16 protein-coding genes are annotated in these 17495 nt (G+C 45.1%); 6 read left to right on the forward strand and 10 right to left on the reverse strand.

The genetic code is table 11. The features are described 5' to 3' along the window. The first annotated feature begins 321 nt into the window (after positions 1-321). From B3N33_RS11380 to B3N33_RS11390, 3 genes are all read left to right on the forward strand, one after another. Complete coding sequence (locus B3N33_RS11380) at positions 322-975, forward strand: PAS domain S-box protein (RefSeq protein ID WP_292590720.1); 654 nt, start codon at positions 322-324, stop codon at positions 973-975. Between the two features lie 59 nt (positions 976-1034). After that, the gene (locus tag B3N33_RS11385) at positions 1035-1313 is read left to right on the forward strand and encodes a hypothetical protein (protein ID WP_292590721.1); all 279 of its coding nucleotides are present in this window, start codon (positions 1035-1037) and stop codon (positions 1311-1313) included. Positions 1314-1494: 181 nt separating this feature from the next. After that, positions 1495-1920 carry an HD-GYP domain-containing protein gene (locus tag B3N33_RS11390; RefSeq protein WP_300980111.1) on the forward strand — a complete coding sequence of 142 codons (426 nt, stop codon included), beginning with the start codon at positions 1495-1497 and terminating at the stop codon, positions 1918-1920. Between the two features lie 26 nt (positions 1921-1946). Here the strand turns inward: B3N33_RS11390 and B3N33_RS11395 are convergent, their stop codons facing one another. The 10 genes from B3N33_RS11395 to gnd form a co-directional block, all read right to left on the reverse strand. Beyond that, positions 1947-3407 (reverse strand): InlB B-repeat-containing protein, encoded by a 1461-nt coding sequence (locus B3N33_RS11395; RefSeq protein WP_292593414.1) that lies wholly within the window; start codon positions 3405-3407, stop codon positions 1947-1949. A gap of 635 nt (positions 3408-4042) precedes the next feature. Then, positions 4043-4798: an IclR family transcriptional regulator gene (locus B3N33_RS11400; RefSeq protein WP_214061225.1), complete on the reverse strand. Its 756-nt coding sequence runs from the start codon at positions 4796-4798 to the stop codon at positions 4043-4045. A 20-nt stretch (positions 4799-4818) separates the two neighbouring features. Continuing rightward, positions 4819-5649: a TRAP transporter large permease gene (locus tag B3N33_RS11405; protein WP_414674213.1), complete on the reverse strand. Its 831-nt coding sequence runs from the start codon at positions 5647-5649 to the stop codon at positions 4819-4821. Beyond that, positions 5643-6182, reverse strand: coding sequence for a TRAP transporter large permease subunit (locus B3N33_RS11410; protein WP_292593415.1), 540 nt, complete (start codon positions 6180-6182; stop codon positions 5643-5645). The genes B3N33_RS11405 and B3N33_RS11410 overlap by 7 nt, the downstream gene beginning before the upstream one ends. Next, positions 6173-6703 (reverse strand): TRAP transporter small permease, encoded by a 531-nt coding sequence (locus B3N33_RS11415; protein ID WP_214061223.1) that lies wholly within the window; start codon positions 6701-6703, stop codon positions 6173-6175. Before B3N33_RS11415 ends, B3N33_RS11410 begins: the two co-directional genes overlap by 10 nt. Before the next feature lie 67 nt (positions 6704-6770). Beyond that, positions 6771-7772, reverse strand: coding sequence for a DctP family TRAP transporter solute-binding subunit (locus B3N33_RS11420; RefSeq protein ID WP_102819412.1), 1002 nt, complete (start codon positions 7770-7772; stop codon positions 6771-6773). Between the two features lie 36 nt (positions 7773-7808). Beyond that, positions 7809-8726, reverse strand: a complete 918-nt coding sequence (gene dapA, locus B3N33_RS11425) for a 4-hydroxy-tetrahydrodipicolinate synthase (RefSeq protein ID WP_214078350.1) — start codon at positions 8724-8726, stop codon at positions 7809-7811. A gap of 387 nt (positions 8727-9113) precedes the next feature. Further along, the gene (gene pgl, locus B3N33_RS11430; protein ID WP_292593416.1) at positions 9114-9887 is read right to left on the reverse strand and encodes a 6-phosphogluconolactonase; all 774 of its coding nucleotides are present in this window, start codon (positions 9885-9887) and stop codon (positions 9114-9116) included. After that, entirely contained in the window at positions 9871-11367 is a 1497-nt protein-coding gene (zwf, locus tag B3N33_RS11435) for a glucose-6-phosphate dehydrogenase (RefSeq protein WP_292593417.1), read from the reverse strand. The genes pgl and zwf overlap by 17 nt, the downstream gene beginning before the upstream one ends. After that, entirely contained in the window at positions 11354-12289 is a 936-nt protein-coding gene (gene gnd, locus B3N33_RS11440) for a phosphogluconate dehydrogenase (NAD(+)-dependent, decarboxylating) (protein ID WP_102819415.1), read from the reverse strand. Before gnd ends, zwf begins: the two co-directional genes overlap by 14 nt. 578 nt (positions 12290-12867) lie before the next feature. On the opposite strand from gnd, the gene B3N33_RS11445 reads away from it, so the two are divergent. From B3N33_RS11445 to B3N33_RS11455, 3 genes are all read left to right on the forward strand, one after another. Beyond that, positions 12868-13176, forward strand: a complete 309-nt coding sequence (locus B3N33_RS11445) for a hypothetical protein (RefSeq protein WP_214059718.1) — start codon at positions 12868-12870, stop codon at positions 13174-13176. 10 nt (positions 13177-13186) lie between these two features. Further along, positions 13187-15433, forward strand: a complete 2247-nt coding sequence (locus tag B3N33_RS11450; RefSeq protein ID WP_214059719.1) for a hypothetical protein — start codon at positions 13187-13189, stop codon at positions 15431-15433. 293 nt (positions 15434-15726) lie between these two features. Next, a complete protein-coding gene (locus tag B3N33_RS11455) occupies positions 15727-16884 on the forward strand; it encodes a DUF1254 domain-containing protein (protein WP_422655911.1) in 1158 nt (385 codons plus the stop codon). The last annotated feature ends 611 nt before the right edge of the window (positions 16885-17495 follow it).

Here is a 17495-nt window from a genome sequence, read left to right on the forward strand (position 1 = left end):
TTCAGATTTATCGAATCAGTTAGCATGAGACTTTGGGGTATCTTCGGTCAGCTTTATTGAATTCACATGTCTCATCGCTAAGAGAGACGACGAATCACTTAGTGATCGTTGCTTATCGTGCNNAAGAGAGAAGCATACTTAGCCATGCTCTTTCCCGCAAACAGCATATTCCAACAGACCTACCTCTCTCAGCTTGTATTGTTTTTCTTGTCACAAGTCGAATAGAATTCAAGTAAGAAGAATCCAGCGCTGAAAGTAGCTTTTCTATACATATTGTTCGGAATCCTATGGATACTGTTGTCGGATATGGTTGTAGACTGGATGTTCGTTGAGAGAAGCACCTCAACGCACGCACAGACTTACAAGGGCTGGGCCTTCGTCCTTTTCAGCGGTCTTCTATTCTACTTTCTCATTTACCGTGAGTTCAAAGGGAAAAACGACACTCAACTCGAACTGGCAAAACAGGAAGACTTTTCCGATGCAGTCCTCGACACGGCAGGAGTTTTCGTTGCGGTCTTTGATAGCGAAGAAAGGATAGTCTTCACAAACGAGGCGCTCGAGGAGACTCTTGCACTCAAATCGAAAGAAATCTCGGGAAAAGCGTGTTCCGAGGTTTTCGCGAACCCTGATTTAGCATACTGGGTAAAAAATACCTCAAGCAAGATAGCTGATGACGAGGTGGAGAACTTCTACGAAGCTGATTTGGAGACATTATCGTCAACTCTTCACATTCGATGGGCGCTGAGTAACCTAACGAGCTGGAAGGAGGAGCATGATTACTTCGTTCTGACAGGTGTAGACATAACCCAGCTAGTAGAGTCCGAAAGAAGCGCAATGCACAAGCTGGCAAATATTCGTGCACTGCACGAAATAGAAATGGCGGTCAGCTATCACTTTGAACTTGAAAAGATGTTGGATGTCTTTCTTGAAAGACTGATTTCAAGAATTAGCGTAGACGGGCCGACGTCTTCTTAATTGATGAAGACCGTAAGGTTCTAAGATATGCTCACGGAATGGGAGTCATCATTGAAGAAATGAACTTCAGAGAGCTTCCATTAGAAGGAACTATTCCCGGCAGTGTTGCTTTGTCCAGAAAACCGTATTTTGGCCCCCTGAACACTCCTGGAAATCTTGAGTGCCCAAGACTCGAAATGATCGAGGAAATGAAGGTGAAGGGTTATCATGCCGTGCCTCTAGAGACAAGAGGGAGGGTCCTGGGAGTTCTTGAAGTGTTTGACAGAAAGGAAGTCCATAGGGACAGGAATGGAATGACTTTCTGCAGACACTTGCCGGGCAGGCTTCGCTCGCAATAGACGTTACCTTGATGATGGAGAGTCTTAGAGAAAGCAATAGAATGATAGCAAAGGCCTACGATCAGACACTTGAAGTCCTTGCTAGATCTCTTGAAATGAGAGAAATGGACACCGAAGAACACTCACGAAGAGTGATCTCACGATTACTCTTGCCAGAAAGATGGGATCACCAGAAGAAGATTTGGGGAACATCTACCGCGGTGCCCTACTTCACGATATTGGCAAGATTTCGATTCCGGACAGCGTGTTGTTGAAGAAGGGACCTCTCACCGAAGATGAATGGAAGATAATTAGAACCCATCCTGCAACCGCATATGAAGCGCTGTCAAAGGTCGAGTACCTTCGTCCTTCGCTGGATATTCCTTATTGTCATCACGAGCGCTGGAACGGCAGCGGCTATCCTCGAGGACTTAAAGGAGAAGAGATACCGCTGGCCGCCAGAATATTCGCCGTTGTTGATGTATACGATGCGCTGATTTCCGATAGACCTTACCGGAAGGCCTGGAGCAAAGAAGAAACGATCAAGTATCTTCTCAAGAACTCCGGCACGTTGTTCGACAAAAGAGTCGTCAAAGGATTCCTTGAGATACTGAGAAGCGACTCTTAATCTCTACCTATACTTCAGACCTACCGTCACTCTTGACCTTCGCCCCCACAGTTACACCTAAAAGTAGCGATAGCTACCGTGTCCCACTCGAGTGTTATCGTTATGTTCTGCACCAGGTAAGTTGTGCCATCAACAAGCCATTCTTCAAAGTGATAACCAGAAGCAGGTGTTGCACTTAGATCGACAGAAGATCCTTTATCATATTCATACATCCCTTCCGGCGGGCTTACTGTCCCTCTTCCGGACTTGTAGATCTCTAGAATCACCTTCTCAGCCTTTTTCACAAAGGAGGCTGAGACGGATTTGTTGCTATCCATGACAATTGTGACGTTCGCGACATTTGAGAAATTCACTCCATCCACATGCCACGACTCAAACTCCCATCCTTCTTCGGGAGTTGCCGTTAAGGAGACAAGGGTTCCTTCAATGTATGTGTGATTCCCAACCGGAGGACTCACAGAGCCCTGCCCGGAGGGTTCCATCATCGTCAAGGTAAAGACTACAGGTGGCTCTTCGACAAAGAAGGCTCTTGCCGTCTTGTTTGCGTCCATAGTTACTTTGTGTTCCGGATTGCCTGTAACAACTACCCCATCGATCTGCCAGTAATCAAATTCCCAACCATTTGCAGGCGAAGCAACTAGCATAACTTCAGTGCCTTCCTCATAAACATGTGAACCGACTGGAGGCTCAACACTTCCACTTCCTGAAGTCTGGAGCATTGTAAGTGTGTAGGTCTTCCTGACAAAAACTGCCTTTACATTCCTATCTGTATTCATTGTGAGGTAGGCTTCCTGGTCGCCGGAATATAATGCGCCCTCAACCAACCAGTGGTCAAACAACCAGCCTTCAGAGGGGGTTGCCTTAAGAGTAACGACTGTCCCAGCATTATACTCGTGATCTCCTTCTAGAGGCTGAATCTCACCCTGCCCAATGGGTTCGAGCATATATAGTGTCACCGAAGCTACAGGCTCTTCGTTGAAGAACGCCTTCACAGTCTTATCATTGTCCATCGTCAGAGTCGTAGATTCCGCGCTCGAGTAGAAGGCTCCATTCACCTGCCAGCGATCGAATTCCCAACCTTTGGTTGGAGTAGCCGATAGGTCTACAACAGCTCCATACTCAAAGGAAAGCATGCCAGGATCCGGATCAACATCACCCTGTCCAGAGGGCTCAAGCATCGTCAGGGTTACAGGTTTCCTCACGAAAAAGGCTTTGACCACCTTTTCGGAGTCCATCTTAAGAGTCGTTGCTTCCTCGCTTGAATAGAACCCTCCATCTACTTCCCATCGATCGAAATCCCAGTTATCTCCGGGAGTTGCCTCGATGCTCACAACAGTACCAGTAAGGTAATTGTGAACCCCAGGAAGGGGCTGAACCTCCCCACCGTTTTCTGGTTCAAGCATAGTGAGAGTAACGGTTTTGAAGATACACCCTGTAGCCAGAAAGACGACAGCAAATACTGTCAATAGAACCACCGCTATTCGCATCATGAATCCTCCCCTACATTCAATACTCGTTGTAACTTCCTCCAAAATACGTGAACCACATATCTTCTAGTCTTCTTACACGTAATTATATTCCTCATGGATTGTGAAAAAAATCATTATTAAGACTCTGCGGAGAGTTGACGGTAACTGAAGCAGATTCCCGTAGCTTCACGTACTTGTCAAATTAGGCTTATGGATTGTGGAGAGAGTAGACGCTGTTCATTCATCAATCGCGAACGCGTCTCTTATGCAAACGATTTTTCTTCACGCTTCAATTACTGTCAGAGGTGCAATTGTGTGCTGCCAGATTTGCGCTTGGATTTTTATCAATGGTAGAGTATCTACTTAGAATATGAAGAAACTTCAGTTCACTTCAAATAGAGAACGGGAATCTTGGATGTTGTGACTCAGGTATTCTCAGAAGACGAGAAAGCAGATGCTGGACAACGCCAACGAATCCTGATTCTGCATTCACAGCCACAGACATTGCATACCGAACTGACTTCTGAAGAACGGCAAGAAAAGCATCTGAAGGAAGATGGTTGTAAGACGCGCGCCGGGTCATTGAGAACTGATAGTTGGATTCTTAATCAACAATGTGTCTATCAAAACAAGTCTATACAAGCTACTTGGCATTACATCTGTGATCCGTGCCCTAGCGCAAAAGAGATTCTCTCCACAACTTCTTTCAAGAGATTGGAATACTCAAACATCACTTTCTCTCCCATCCTGAAAATCGGACCGGATATGCTTATTGATGCAACGACCTCACCCGATGAATCAAAAACAGGAGCCCCAACACATGCAACTCCTTCTTCGTTTTCTCCTTTGTCAAACGCCGTTCCTCTCAATCTAATTGTCTCCAATTCCTCCCTAAGAGTATTCTTGTCTGTTATGGTTCTTGAAGTCTGAGGGACAAGATCAAGAGCCTTTATCATCTCTTCACGATCGGCATCAGGAAGAAACGCCAAAATCGCTTTACCGACTGCGGTGCAGTAAAGAGGGGCTCGTTTTCCTATCAAAAGCTTCGTGTGCAGTGACCTTGAACTTTCAAATCCTTCAATGGAGACGACTTCATTCCCGTCAAGTATACCCATGTGTATCGTTTCACCCGTCTTCAAATGGAGCTTCTCCATCTCAGTAAATGCCACATCTTTAAGTCTCATAGAGGAAAGATAGAGACTCCCCAGTTCAAAGAGCTTGATTCCTATTCTGTATGTAGACGTGAGGGTATCCTTCTCAAGCATATGTTCTTTGCAGAGAGCTTCCGCAATTCTATACACGGTGGCCTTTGGAAGACCGCTTTTTTTCGTCAAATCGTCTAGGCTAAGCTTTGATTTCTCAAGACTAAATGAATTTACGATCCTTACTATCCTTTCAACACTCTGCATTCAAAAGCCTCAATCATGACCTAATGAGCATACCCCAGTAATCTTGGCAGCCACAAAACAAAATCGGCCCAGTAAGTAATTATTACTAGTCCCATTACTTCTATCGGTATCCAGTATTTTAGCATTTCCTTAAAAACCTTGCCGACGGGAGTCTTGCTAATCGCGCTTGTAATGAAGCCTGTCTGTCCATAGGGAGGTGTGTCAAGTGCGAGCATAAGATTGAAAGTGGTCACGATTCCGAAGTGAACGGGATCTATTCCCACTGCCCTCACGAGCGGAAAGACTATTGGTATTACAACCAGCTGTATAACGGACACATCAAAGAACATTCCAAGTATGAAGAAAAGAACGTTCACACTTAAAAGCAGTACCCATGCACTGGAAAGAAGTCCCATATCCATGAAAGCGTTCGTCAGCAATAGAGGTATCTCTTCTCTTGCAAGCACATATTTCACAACGAAGGCACCGGCAATCATGAAGCTTATCGCACCTACATTATAAACAGTTTTGAGCATTATCTTTCTCAGCTTCTTGACTCCAAGCGTACGATAGATGAAGATGCTTACAAGTATAGAATATGCAGCGAGAACGGCCGCGGATTCAGTTGGAGTGAATATTCCTCCGTAGATACCGGCCAGGAGAATGATCGGAGCCATCAGGGCAGGAAAGGATCTAATGAAGCTCTTCGCAACTACTTTAAGCGGATATCTCTTTCCTACCGGATAGTTTCTCTTCTTCGAAAGATAGAAGGCCATCCCAGCTTCAAGAAAGCCAAGAAGAAGCCCAGGTATTATTCCTGCAAGAAACAGATATCCCAGAGAGGTTCCTGTCAGCATGGCATAGATTACCATCGGAATACTGGGAGGAATGAGAGGAGAAATAGTTGCCGAAGCGCATGTAACAGCGCAGGCAAAAGCTCCATCATAACCATTNNAATGAGGGGAGAAATAGTTGCCGAAGCACACGTAACCGCACAGGCAAAAGGGCCGTCATAACCGTCGTCCATCATTGCCTTTATCTCTATTGTTCCAAGACCCGAAACATCAGCTATTTCCGATCCGCTCATTCCCGCAAAAATAATACTGGCACCGATGTTCGCGTATGCAAGTCCACCCCTTACACCTCCCAAGAGCTGCTTCAAGAAACCGAAAAGCCGGTCGGTTATCTCGGTATCGTTCATTACGTTTGCAGCAAATATAAACATTGGAACTGCCAACAAGACATCCTGAGCTCTCAATTCTATTGCCATTATGTCGAGGAAGATTCCCAGGTCCATTCCCGAAGTGATGAAGTATGCAAAGCCCCCCATGATCATTCCAAACGCTATCGGATAACCCAGGGCGAAGGCAGCACCGAATACTATGAAAAAGAGTATCAATCCCATGGTTCAACCTCCTTGGGAACGATTCTTCCGGAGAAGAGTTCTATGAAGCTCTTCACTATCCAGATTACGTTGTGAATGAAAGTCAAGACCATGAAAATGGGGAAACACATGAAGAGATAAGTCCAGGGAATCCTTAAGACTTCGGACTTGATGATCTTATAGAAAAGAACATCGCCGAGCACAGGTCCCAGTGTTACTAAAAGCACAATGCAAAAGAAGAGATCGAACGCTATCTGTAGAATCAGCTGCACCTTTCTGGGAAGCTTGACGAATATAATGTCGAATTTAATATGTGCATCGAATTTCCTAGCGTACGGTGCACCGAGGAATATAGTCCATATGAAGCTATATTGGGCAACCTCGAATAGTTCGGGTGAAGGAGTCCTGAATACATATCTCAGAACAACCTGCAGGAAGATACTTAAAAAAAGCAATCCCAGGAAGATTATCCCTCCCCAAGACTCTATTAGATTCAGTGCAATTTGAACCGACCTAAACAATACTCCAAAGAACCTCTTCATGATCGTCCTCCACAAAGAGTAGCTTGGGCCGGGATTACCCAGTCCAAGCTACTTCTTCTTGCTTCAGCTAGTCGGAAGGATAAGACTGGATTGCTTCATACATTCCTGCGCCCCAGGCTTTGTCGAACTTATCTTGTGAATAGAACTCTCTCGCGTATTTCATGAAGGCTTCTTTGTCGGGAACTATTATCTCCATTTTGTATTCGTCGACAAATTGCTTAAGAAGCTTCGATTCTTGTTCCAGAACCAGGTAGTTCATGTAGAAACGTGCTACTTCAAGAGCTTTGATAATGTAGGTCCTGTATTCTGCCGGCAGAGATTGCCAGAACTTTTCATTGATTACTGGATTTATCATTCCAATTGAGTGATCCGTAAGAATTATGTACTTAGTGACCTCAACGAACATGGCCGAAAGATCAGTTGGAAGAGGATTGTCTTGGCCGTCGATAGTGCCCAGCTTGAGCGCAAGATAAACTTCTCCAAAACCCATTGGAGTTGGATTGCTCCCGATTGCACGTCCCATGTCCATGAATGCTTCGTTGTTGGGCATCCTGATCTTCATACCTTTGAGATCTTCCGGCTTGTAAACGGGACCTGCCTTTTCGGTTGTGTTGAGCTGCCTCATACCGAGATACCATGTATCCAAAACCCTCATGCCGGTCTTCGAAGCCAACTCATCAAACCAACCTTTAACCAGAGGACTGTTCATAACCGAATACATGTGATCGAGGTCCTTGAAGATATAGGCGGCATTCAGAACCCCCATCTTAGGCATGTTTCCGAGATCCGCAAACCATGATGGAGCTCCATCGCCTGCCATCTCAAGATCACCCCTCATCACAGCAAGCAACGATGTCTGCTGGTCACCAAGTTGTCCTGAATGGAAGACTTTCACGTCTATCTTGCCTCCACTCAAGTCTCCTACGATCTCTGCAAATTTGTTCATGGCCAGAACTTGAGGCTGAGTTGGCGAGGCTACCGTGTTGAACCGTATAGTATAAGTCTCCTCAACGGCAAAACAAATGCTAACTAACAGCAGAACAAGACCCACGATTAATCCCTTTTTCATCGCTAAACCCCCTTTCGGTTTTTTGGTTCTTGAAGCTCAAGAAATTTTCCCGAACTTTCTGAGAGTATCTTTCAGCACTGCCACTTCGTCTTCTTCAATTTCCATGAGTGGCGGTCTTACTCTCGCGACATCCAGTCCCGAGTGGAGCGCGAAGGCCTTTTTTACTGCCGGCAACGGGTTTGTAAGCCGCCTATTTCTACCAAAGAAAGCGCTAAAAAGCTCGTAAAGCTCCTTGAAGCTACTTGTCGCTTTGGTGGCATCACCAGAGAGGAACTCGTCTATCAAGTTCCTCATCATGTCCCCAATTACGTGCGAACCTCCGCTTATAACGCCTATTCCACCCTGACTCATGACCGAGAGAACCATTAGGTCGTCTCCCGAATAAACCACTATCTTCCCCTTTGTTGCCTTCAGGAAGGCAGAGGTCTGCAACGGATTAATTCCGGCCTCATCTTTGACGGCAACGATATTCTCAAACTCAGTTAGCTTGGCCAGAGTCGCCGGATCAATATTCGAAGCCGTGAAGAGCGGAATGTTATAGACCATAATCGGAAGATCGGTCTTCTTACATATCTGAGAGAAGTGATAGTAGATTCCTTCCTGAGTCGGGTGACAGTAATAGGGAACAACTACCATAGAAGCATCGTATCCTAATCTCGCCGCTTCTTTCGTAAGTTCTATTGTCTCGCAAGTGTTAGCCGTACCTGTTCCGGCTATCAATGGTACCCTGTCGCCAACTTCTTCTTTAACTTCTGCAAAGAGTCTTACCTTCTCCTCGAAGCTCATTGAGTAGAACTCGCCGTTTGTTCCGGCTATAACAAGAGAATCACAGTACTTCTTTCCAATCAAATAGCTGGCTATCCTCCTTGTCATCGAATAGTCGATCGAATAATCAGCTGCAAACGCGGTACTCATTGGTATGAGTATCCTCCCAAACTTGCCAACAACGTCCATTAATATGCCTCCCCATATTTCATCTATTGAAACGTCATTTCTTTCATTGAAATTATACTACTTGCCAGTCGTTAATCGGAAGTCAATGAGATTCGACCTGAACCAAATGGAGGCAAAAACACGGAATTAACAGTTATGATGTTCGAAATTCTTCGGAAAGGGCGTTCTTTAGAATGTGAGCTTAGCCCCAATCAATAGCTATTGATCGGGGAACTCCGAGGAATTATCTATATAGCCAACGAATATCATGGAATTCATGAAAAGAAATCTCTACTCAGTCGATTTCCATCATCGAAGAATCTCTTGCTTTTGCTCTCTTAACGGATTCTAATAGATTACGAAGTCGGTTATCTCTGATTCAATTGAGATCTTCTAGTCAAAACAAAGTCAAGAATTGGATTTCTGAAGCTCATCAAGAAAAGTTTTAGGCAGAAGTTGAGCCGTTTCTTTGTCGATCATCCAGAAGAGTTTCCCATATTCAGGAGATACAAGACTTATTGGTAGATCACAATCATTTTGGACCAGAACCAACCTAGCGATCTCTGCCTTCGCCTTTCCGGAGGCCAGAACGAAAATGTGTCTGGCCTGATTTAGAGCCCGCAGACCAAGAGTAACCCTTTTGGATGGCCTTCCATCGTAGCTCACTTCACTGGTAAGTACGAGAGAATCACGGTCGATAATTTCAATCGAACCGGGAAAGAGAGACCCCGTGTGGCCGTCTTCTCCAAATCCCAATATTACAAGATCGAAATCTGTGGAATGTTTTCCAAAATAGTTAATCAGTTCTGTTTCGTATTGAGCCGCGGCAATCTCAGGGGATAATTCACCTTTGATTCTGTGAATGTTTTCCTGGGGAATCTCGATCCTTCTAAGTAGAAGCTCCTTCACGAGTCCGTAATTGCTTTCATCGTCATCGGGAGCAACGCACCTCTCGTCTACCCAGAAAAGGTCGACTTTTCGCCAGGGAATACCTTGTTTGTAAGGTTCTTCGGCAAGAATTTCATAAAGTCTTTCGGGCGTAGAACCTCCCGAAAGAGCTACTGAAAATCTCTCATGAACGGTTGTTCTGTTCTCGATTAGTTTTGCCAAAGTTTCGGCGGCCGCATGTGATAGCTGCTCAAAGTCTTCGAAGATGCTCAACTGCCTATTTGCCGCCGCCATCTTGCTCCTCTGGTAGTTCTCCATCCTCACCACAACAGCAAACAAACCACTCCCGGCCTTCCCTCGAAACGAGAAAACTGCTTTCTTCGGGACCCCAACTACCGGTTGCATAAGTGCACAACTTGATTTCTCCATTCTCTTGTCTTCTTATTATAGGGTCGATTATTCCCCAAGCTAACTCGATTTCATCAGATCTGGCGAACAATGATGCATCACCCTGCATTACATCTAAAAGGAGTCTCTCGTATGGATCAGGGAGGGTGTCATTACCGAATCCGCTGGAAAAACTGAAATCCATTTTGGCTGTTCTGGTCTTCATCGGACCACCAGGAATCTTTGCCTCGAAATACAGCTTCATTCCTTCGTCAGGTTGAATACAAAGAGATAGAATGTTCGGACTGACATCTTCGCCATTTCCGGATTGTCCAAAAAGCATATGAGGAACGCTCTTGAAATGGACGGAGATTTCCGAAACCTTTCTCTTCATTTTCTTGCCAGATCGAAGATAGAATGGGACTCCCTTCCATCTCCAATTATCCACATACATCCTAAGTGCAGCATATGTAGGCATTTTTGAATCCTTGGCAACTCCTTCTTCTTCAAGATAGCCATCATGCTGACCCAGAACGACGTCTGAACACTTGTTCATTGATCTCAGAACTTTGACCTTCTCATCCCTTAGAGCATCCGCCTCGAAAACTGCTGGCGGTTCCAAAGCCACTAAAGTCAGAAGCTGAAGCATGTGATTTTGAAACATATCTCTCAAAACCCCAGCGGTATCGTAATATCCTGCCCTGTGTTCTACTCCAATATCCTCAGCAACAGTTATCTGAACATGATCAATGTATTGACGATTCCATAATGGTTCAAATATCGAATTGGCAAAACGGAAAGCAAGTATATTCTGAACGGTCTCTTTTCCGAGAAAGTGGTCTATCCTGAAAATCTGGTCTTCCCTAAAAGACTCGTGAACGATCGAATTCAACTTTCTTGCGCTTTCAAGATCTCTTCCAAAAGGCTTCTCGATCACGACGCGGACTTCTCTTCCCTCAGATCCACTGAGACCCAATTTGCCCAAGTGTCTCAGTATGATCGAATGCATTTCGGGAGGAATAGAGAGGTAAAAAAGAAGATTTGATCTAGCCTGCTCGTTCTTCTCCAATTTGTCTATCCTTTTTTTCAGTTCACCGTATGTCTCTTCTTGATCATACTCGCCCTGCAAGTACTCGATCTTAGTTTCAAATCCCTTCCAGAGATTACAGATCTTTGGATCAGATCTGGAGTAATCCTGAACCCCAGAGAATAACCTATCTCTAAAGCCTTTATCCGATATCTTGCTCCTAGAAACGCCGATAACGTCGAATTTTTCAGGCAGCAGTCCTTCACAACCGAGGGAGTGAACAGCCGGAATCAGTTTTCGTTGTGTAAGATCACCGGAAGCTCCGAATACAATCATTATTGAATTCTCAGTCTTCGCCATCTCTACTCTCCAGTCTTGTTTGTTTTATTTCGTGGCCGCCAAACCTGTTTCTGATGGCTGCAAGGAGTTTTGCCGAATAATCCTCTTCAACGCGGCTCTCAATTCGCTTCTGTAGAGACAATGTAATTACCGGGGCGGGGACGTCGAGATCCATTGCCTCAACAACTGCCCAACGTCCTTCTCCAGAATCTGCAACCCATGGTTCTATGTTACGGAGATCCTGATCACCGGCTAGTATATCGCTAATCAACTCAAGAAGCCATGACCTGATCACGCTTCCGTGAAGCCATATATCGGTCACTTCCTTCAAATCGAAGTCAAATTCCTTCTTCGCTCTAAGAATCTCGAATCCTTCCGCATAGGCCTGCATCAACCCATACTCTATTCCGTTGTGGATCATCTTTGCGAAATGGCCGGCTCCCGCTTGTCCGACTCTTCCCCACCCTTTGTCTTGCTCAGGCGAAAGCGTTGTGAATAATGGCGTGAGGTTCTCTATGATCTCTCTTTCCCCTCCAATCATCATGCTGTAACCTTCTGTCAATCCCCAAGTTCCCCCGCTAGTGCCTACATCTACGAACTTGATTCCTCTTTCTGAAAGTCTCTCCGATCGCCTAACTGAGTCTTTATAATTACTGTTGCCTCCGTCAATGACGATATCTCCAGAATCTAGCAAGTCTTTAAGAGCATTTACGGTCGTTTCAGTTGGAACGCCTGCTGGAATCATCAACCAAAGAATCCGAACCGGCGTCAACTTTCCCACAAGCTCTTCCAGAGAAAAGGCCGGGTAAAGTCCTATCTCTTCAGCCAGAGCCTTTGTGATCTCCGAATTCAGATTATAGCCGATGACAGTATGTCCGCCGGCGACGAGTTTTCTGGCGATATTGCCTCCCATTTTGCCAAGTCCTACTATCCCTATCTCCATATGAGGCACCTCTTTCTAAAGAATTCCGATTCTCGGTTTGATGCTCCAAAGCTTCCAGCTTCAGAGATGTATCACTCCAGGTTATGCTTTGTCACTATCAGATTTCGCCCTTCTGTGGTCCTGAAAGCAGACCTCCTACACTCCCATTTTACCAATAGTGGGTTCTTTTCTTTCTTCGTAAACTCTTCAGACGGTTTTCAAGCCTAATCCGTTTTTTGTAGATACTCGATAAGGATTTTTGCAGCTCAGAATTCCTGAGGTTCCTAGACCACAAAAAATGTTTCATTCCCGCTACCAGAGATTTGACTTTCACAGTGTGAACAAATGACTGATTTTCCATAAATCTCATATATAATTCGATAAATCAACTTTCTTCCGAGCCCTGAACTCTCCACATAGACGCGCTTTTGCCAATAAGCTGATTTACCAATCGAGATATTTGGGGCGTTGTAAATGAAGAAGTATTCTCTCTTATTTCTTCTGGTATTGCTAATCTTTGTCACGGGTTGCGTTGGTCTTCTTCGAACAAATGCAATTAAGGGCACAGTTTTTGCAGACGAATATATTGAAAACGCATCGTGAAGGTCTTTGACCTAGACGGAAATCAGGTCATTGAAGGCGAGTTTGAAACCGACAATTATGGGAGGTTCTCGATACCCATACCCACGGGGCTGAAGTTTCCGGTAATAATTCTGGCGTCCTTCGATATTCCCGAAGAACAGGAAAGGACTGATGCCCCTGCCTCGGTTGTCGAAGAGTCGTTCTATTCGGAGCAAATACTCGTAAATCCAGTCACATCAGTTTTTACGGCCTACATGTTCAGAATGGAAACCAGCTATGCAGAGGCCATTAGTCAGGTCAGAGAAGCCCTAAACGTCCCCCCCTGAGGTGAATGTTTTGAGCCAGCTTCACCCTAAATTCGAGACCTCGTATTTCTCTATGAAAAGGCTCTCGGACTTCGTCCATGAAAACTTCGGCGGAGTTTATAGGGACTTCATAGAGGTAATTGTCGAGGCAATTGTCGGCGCCAAGTACAATTTCGGCGTTGGTGTAACTCTGGATATTGACATCTCAAGCATAGCCAAGGACCTTTTGAAAGGAATAACAACCGGTATAGTATCAAAGGGTGCCGTAAGTGCGATATCGTGGGTTATGAAAAGCCTGTTTGGACTCGGTGATCAAAGCGCAGAAATGATAAGCGAGATTCTCAACCAGGTTCAGGAGATAAACGACAAGCTGGACGTGATGTCTGCAAAGCTTGATACTATTGATGCCGAAATACAGAGCATTCTCACGAAGCTTGACAAGCAGTATTACGATTCGTATGTGAGAATGGTAGATCAGAACTACTTCACTCCGATCGAAACCTGCACCAACAAGTATATGTTCATTACAACTCTCGATGCAACGACTACCACAGATATCGCCATCCAGGAACTGATGTACGATATTCAGATCAGCAAATTGGATCAGGTAATGCTTAACATCAAGAAAGTTATCGTTGGAGGAACTGCTGACACGAGTTATATGTCTCTGTTAGAGATTTTCATTACCAACGCAATGAATGCCATTAGATCGGCCAAGCTGATCGATGGAACTACAGATACCGGTTTTGGATTCTCACAGAGATGTCCTGCCGATTCGCCTGTGTTTATAGAGTACGTTCAAGCTTACATAGGTCTTTTCAAAGCTCTCACAACCCGTCAACTCCTCGCTCTGAACCTTCTGGTTGAATATGAGCACAAGCAGGGGAGTAGCCTTTCGCAGCTGCACTTGCAGAACTACAACTCGTACACCGCAGAGGAAGTTGAAGTCTTCTGGCATTGGCTGGAGACATTCGTAACATACATTGTCGGTGGCGAAGGCCTTATGTTGAACCCTGCTTATGATGCTGACAAAGCCTGGTTCTACAACGAAGCAGACAACGCAGCCCTGAAGGCTATGGGATTGGATTCCGGGATAGTCGTGAGAGTTTTCTGGAATACCGAACCCATGTCGTTACCTACAACACTGCCCAGCTTCCAGAAAACTCTAGGGATTTTGCTCCCGGCATTCAACGTGTTCAGGAATTCCGCTTCCGGCATCAAACTCACTCTGGACAAACAGGATATTCAGCTCACCGCTATTGACGAAGCATTAGAAGCGAGTGATCCACTCGGCACATATCGTCTCTTAGGATATACATATCAAGATACAGAGCAGACAGTCGAGCCAGGGGTAGTGTTGAGAAGATATGTCTTTGAAAACCTTTCAGAAGGCAAATACACGATTTCCAGGAGCACCAACAACAATGTGGTTCAGACGCCTTACGCAATAACCCTTCTTGAGAATACTCATAAGAATATCTGCAATAATCTGTTTATCGCAGAGGAATACCTAGATGAAACGAAGTATGCTTTGAACATAGGCCCGGAGACCTCATATGTCCAATCTCTAGCAATATCGGCCTACGCTCCCTCATTGAGAGTCAACAATCTGCAGAGGGAGATCATATACGGAAGAAGCACTGACCCTACTGACCCGGATCATATAGGAGTCCTGAATGTCGCGCTCAACAGATATATGAAAATCGATGACGAGGCGTACTGGCAAAAAACCTGGATTCTCTTCATTCCTACATGGGATAGTTTTGGAGTCGATCTTGTGAAGGTCAACAGCACAAACAGAACAACCTCGGGGAGATATAGTTCGTGGTTGACATTAACAAACAAAGGTGACAAAGGAACTGGGGATTCCTGGGGGTGGTCGACGGGACCAGTCACAAAAGATCACGCGGTATGGTTGCGGGCCACAACGCAGCTAAGTGACATGTGTCTCGCTCCGTATAACCTTTCTAAGTACTACACAATTGATACAAAAGACGACAAGTACAAATACCCAAGTACGACTTACTGTCTGTATCTGAATCATGATACTGCTCAGTGGGACCTATTCTTCGAGCCTGCAGGGATCAATGTTCTGGGAACTCTGTTCGGCACAGACAAACTGTACTACGGAGAGATAGTAAGGCTTAGGCATGCTTCCAGTGGCAAGTACGTTTCGTATCATCAGGTTTATACCAGTTCCACCTCTTCCTACAACTGTGGCACTGTGAACGATACCGATAAATATCAAATCAACAATTGGTGGGTGATCTATAGATAGCATCTGAGAAGAATCAAAATGATAGTATTTTGGAATGAGAATCCTGATTCACAAGAGATTCTTTTCAGGATTATTTTAAACGCTCCGGTTAGGCAATTGTCAGCCTAGTCGCTTTTGGAGATAGGGGGTTGTATCTTGTGAGGAAAGTATTACTTTCGTGGTCAATGATTTTGATGCTCGTCTTATCAGCCTTTGCATTGCAGCAGAGCCTGACATTTGATCCTGACGAAGCGAAGGAATTGGCGAACGAGGCCTATGTTTTTGCATATCCTATGCTAGAAAACTACCGAACGATGTATGTTCAGGTAACGGAAAGAGGTGGATTCAACTCACTCAATCACGTTAAGAGCCTGTTCGGTCCCCATAGCAGACTCATAGTGCGCTCAAACAACGACACACTTTATTCGTCTGCGTGGCTTGATCTAAGAAGTGAGCCCGTTGTAGTGGAGATTCCGCCAGTACCCGATCGCTACTTTTCATTCCAGTTCATAGACATGTACACTCATAACTTTGCTTACGCAGGTACTAGGGTCACCGGCTCAGATCCATTGACAATAATGATTGCGGGACCCAACTGGGAAGGAGAAGTACCTTCAGATGTTGAGAAAGTGTTCGTTAGCGAGGGGAACTTTGTCTACTGTTTAGTTAGGACAGCCGTAAATAGCGAGCTACCGGGAGATCTTGAAGAAGTATTGAAGATACAGGAGAATTATGTTCTGAGACCTTTGAGTGATTTTGCTGGCGATGTCTCACCTCCTCTTCTAGACGATTTTCTTCTTCCTTTTGACCAAGAAGCTGCTGATTCTATCGGATTCATTGCATACTTCAATTTCCTGCTTGGGCAACTAGAGATTCATCCTTCAGAGAGAGACCTAATCTATGACTTCTCGAGAATAGGAATTGGTCCGGATTATCCGTTCGATCCGTCCAGCCTGACCGAACCGGTAAGAGAAGCAATTGATTCAGGAATCGCCGAAGCTCGTGACTCTATATACAATCCAGGTTCTGTTTTGGGAACGATCAGAAATGGATGGACAATGTCCGAACGAATCTTCGGCGATAGAGAGAGAATGCAGGGAATGTATCTTGTTAGGGCTGCCGCTGCTCACATAGGACTTTTCGGAAATGATCTCGAAGAGGCCTATTACCCTAGTTGCAGGGTTGACAGCGACGGAGATCTTCTGGATGCTTCGAGATTCAATTACACGCTTTCATTTTCAAAGGAAGAGATGCCTCCGGTTGATCCCAGGGGATTCTGGTCAATAACCATGTATGACATGGATCAGATGATGGTTTCAAATTCTCTGAACAGGTTTTCAATCGGAGACAGATCTGAGTTGATCTATGAAGAAGATGGATNNATAACTATGAGGATCTACATCCCTGCAGTTGCGGGACTCGATCCTCTATACTGTCCACCCGCAGTGAAGAAGTCTCGACTTACAGACTAGAGCTAGAGTTCCCTCTTTCTCTTCATCATTACCTGTAAGTCAGCGAGTTCAACGGCACTCATACGTTGACTATTCTCTATTGCGTGAATGCCGTGTTTAGTTCTTGATGAATCTGATCTTAAGTCCTCCCTTAAGGGTCACGCAGTGGCGGAGGGTGTCTCTGAAGGAAGGAGTGCAAGTTTGATAGAGAACAATGCCGAGAGCTCCTCTTCGAGAAAAGCCATATTCGAGACTACTGAGAGTAGGGAGAGAAAGCAGATCCTCATAATATCACTGCAGATGACAGAGCAAATGGGGAGAAGAATGGTATAGACTACGGTAATCGGTCTGTTTTTGCTTCTTGGCTTTTCACAGTGCTCAGCTTGCAGCGTTTCTTGATAAGCGGATCTTTCAGAAGCAAGCGGTCCCCCACCGCTCAAGCGGTGAGCTAAAATCAGGAGTGTAGGAGTTCATAATCCAGCTTAAGTGATGGCAATTCAAGAACAAAGGAACGAGATGATCGAACAATAAAGAAGATTGGTGGGCAATGATGAGCTCTTTCTCATATCGATAGTTGGCTTCATCGATTGATTTCACATTCCTTCCACCTATTGATTTCTATAATTGTTTTA

The organism is Mesotoga sp. UBA5825 (assembly GCF_002432955.1).
GTDB lineage: Bacteria > Thermotogota > Thermotogae > Petrotogales > Kosmotogaceae > Mesotoga.

Bases quoted from the DNA above. Each gene is read 5' to 3' on its own strand.
- B3N33_RS11380 (WP_292590720.1), top strand. From the start codon at position 322: ATGTTCGTTGAGAGAAGCACCTCAACGCACGCACAGACTTACAAGGGC.
- B3N33_RS11385 (WP_292590721.1), top strand. From the start codon at position 1,035: ATGAACTTCAGAGAGCTTCCATTAGAAGGAACTATTCCCGGCAGTGTT.
- B3N33_RS11395 (WP_292593414.1), bottom strand. From the start codon at position 3,407: ATGCGAATAGCGGTGGTTCTATTGACAGTATTTGCTGTCGTCTTTCTG.
- B3N33_RS11400 (WP_214061225.1), bottom strand. From the start codon at position 4,798: ATGCAGAGTGTTGAAAGGATAGTAAGGATCGTAAATTCATTTAGTCTT.
- B3N33_RS11405 (WP_414674213.1), bottom strand. From the start codon at position 5,649: ATGGTAATCTATGCCATGCTGACAGGAACCTCTCTGGGATATCTGTTT.
- B3N33_RS11415 (WP_214061223.1), bottom strand. From the start codon at position 6,703: ATGAAGAGGTTCTTTGGAGTATTGTTTAGGTCGGTTCAAATTGCACTG.
- B3N33_RS11420 (WP_102819412.1), bottom strand. From the start codon at position 7,772: ATGAAAAAGGGATTAATCGTGGGTCTTGTTCTGCTGTTAGTTAGCATT.
- dapA (WP_214078350.1), bottom strand. From the start codon at position 8,726: ATGGACGTTGTTGGCAAGTTTGGGAGGATACTCATACCAATGAGTACC.
- pgl (WP_292593416.1), bottom strand. From the start codon at position 9,887: ATGGCGGCGGCAAATAGGCAGTTGAGCATCTTCGAAGACTTTGAGCAG.
- zwf (WP_292593417.1), bottom strand. From the start codon at position 11,367: ATGGCGAAGACTGAGAATTCAATAATGATTGTATTCGGAGCTTCCGGT.
- gnd (WP_102819415.1), bottom strand. From the start codon at position 12,289: ATGGAGATAGGGATAGTAGGACTTGGCAAAATGGGAGGCAATATCGCC.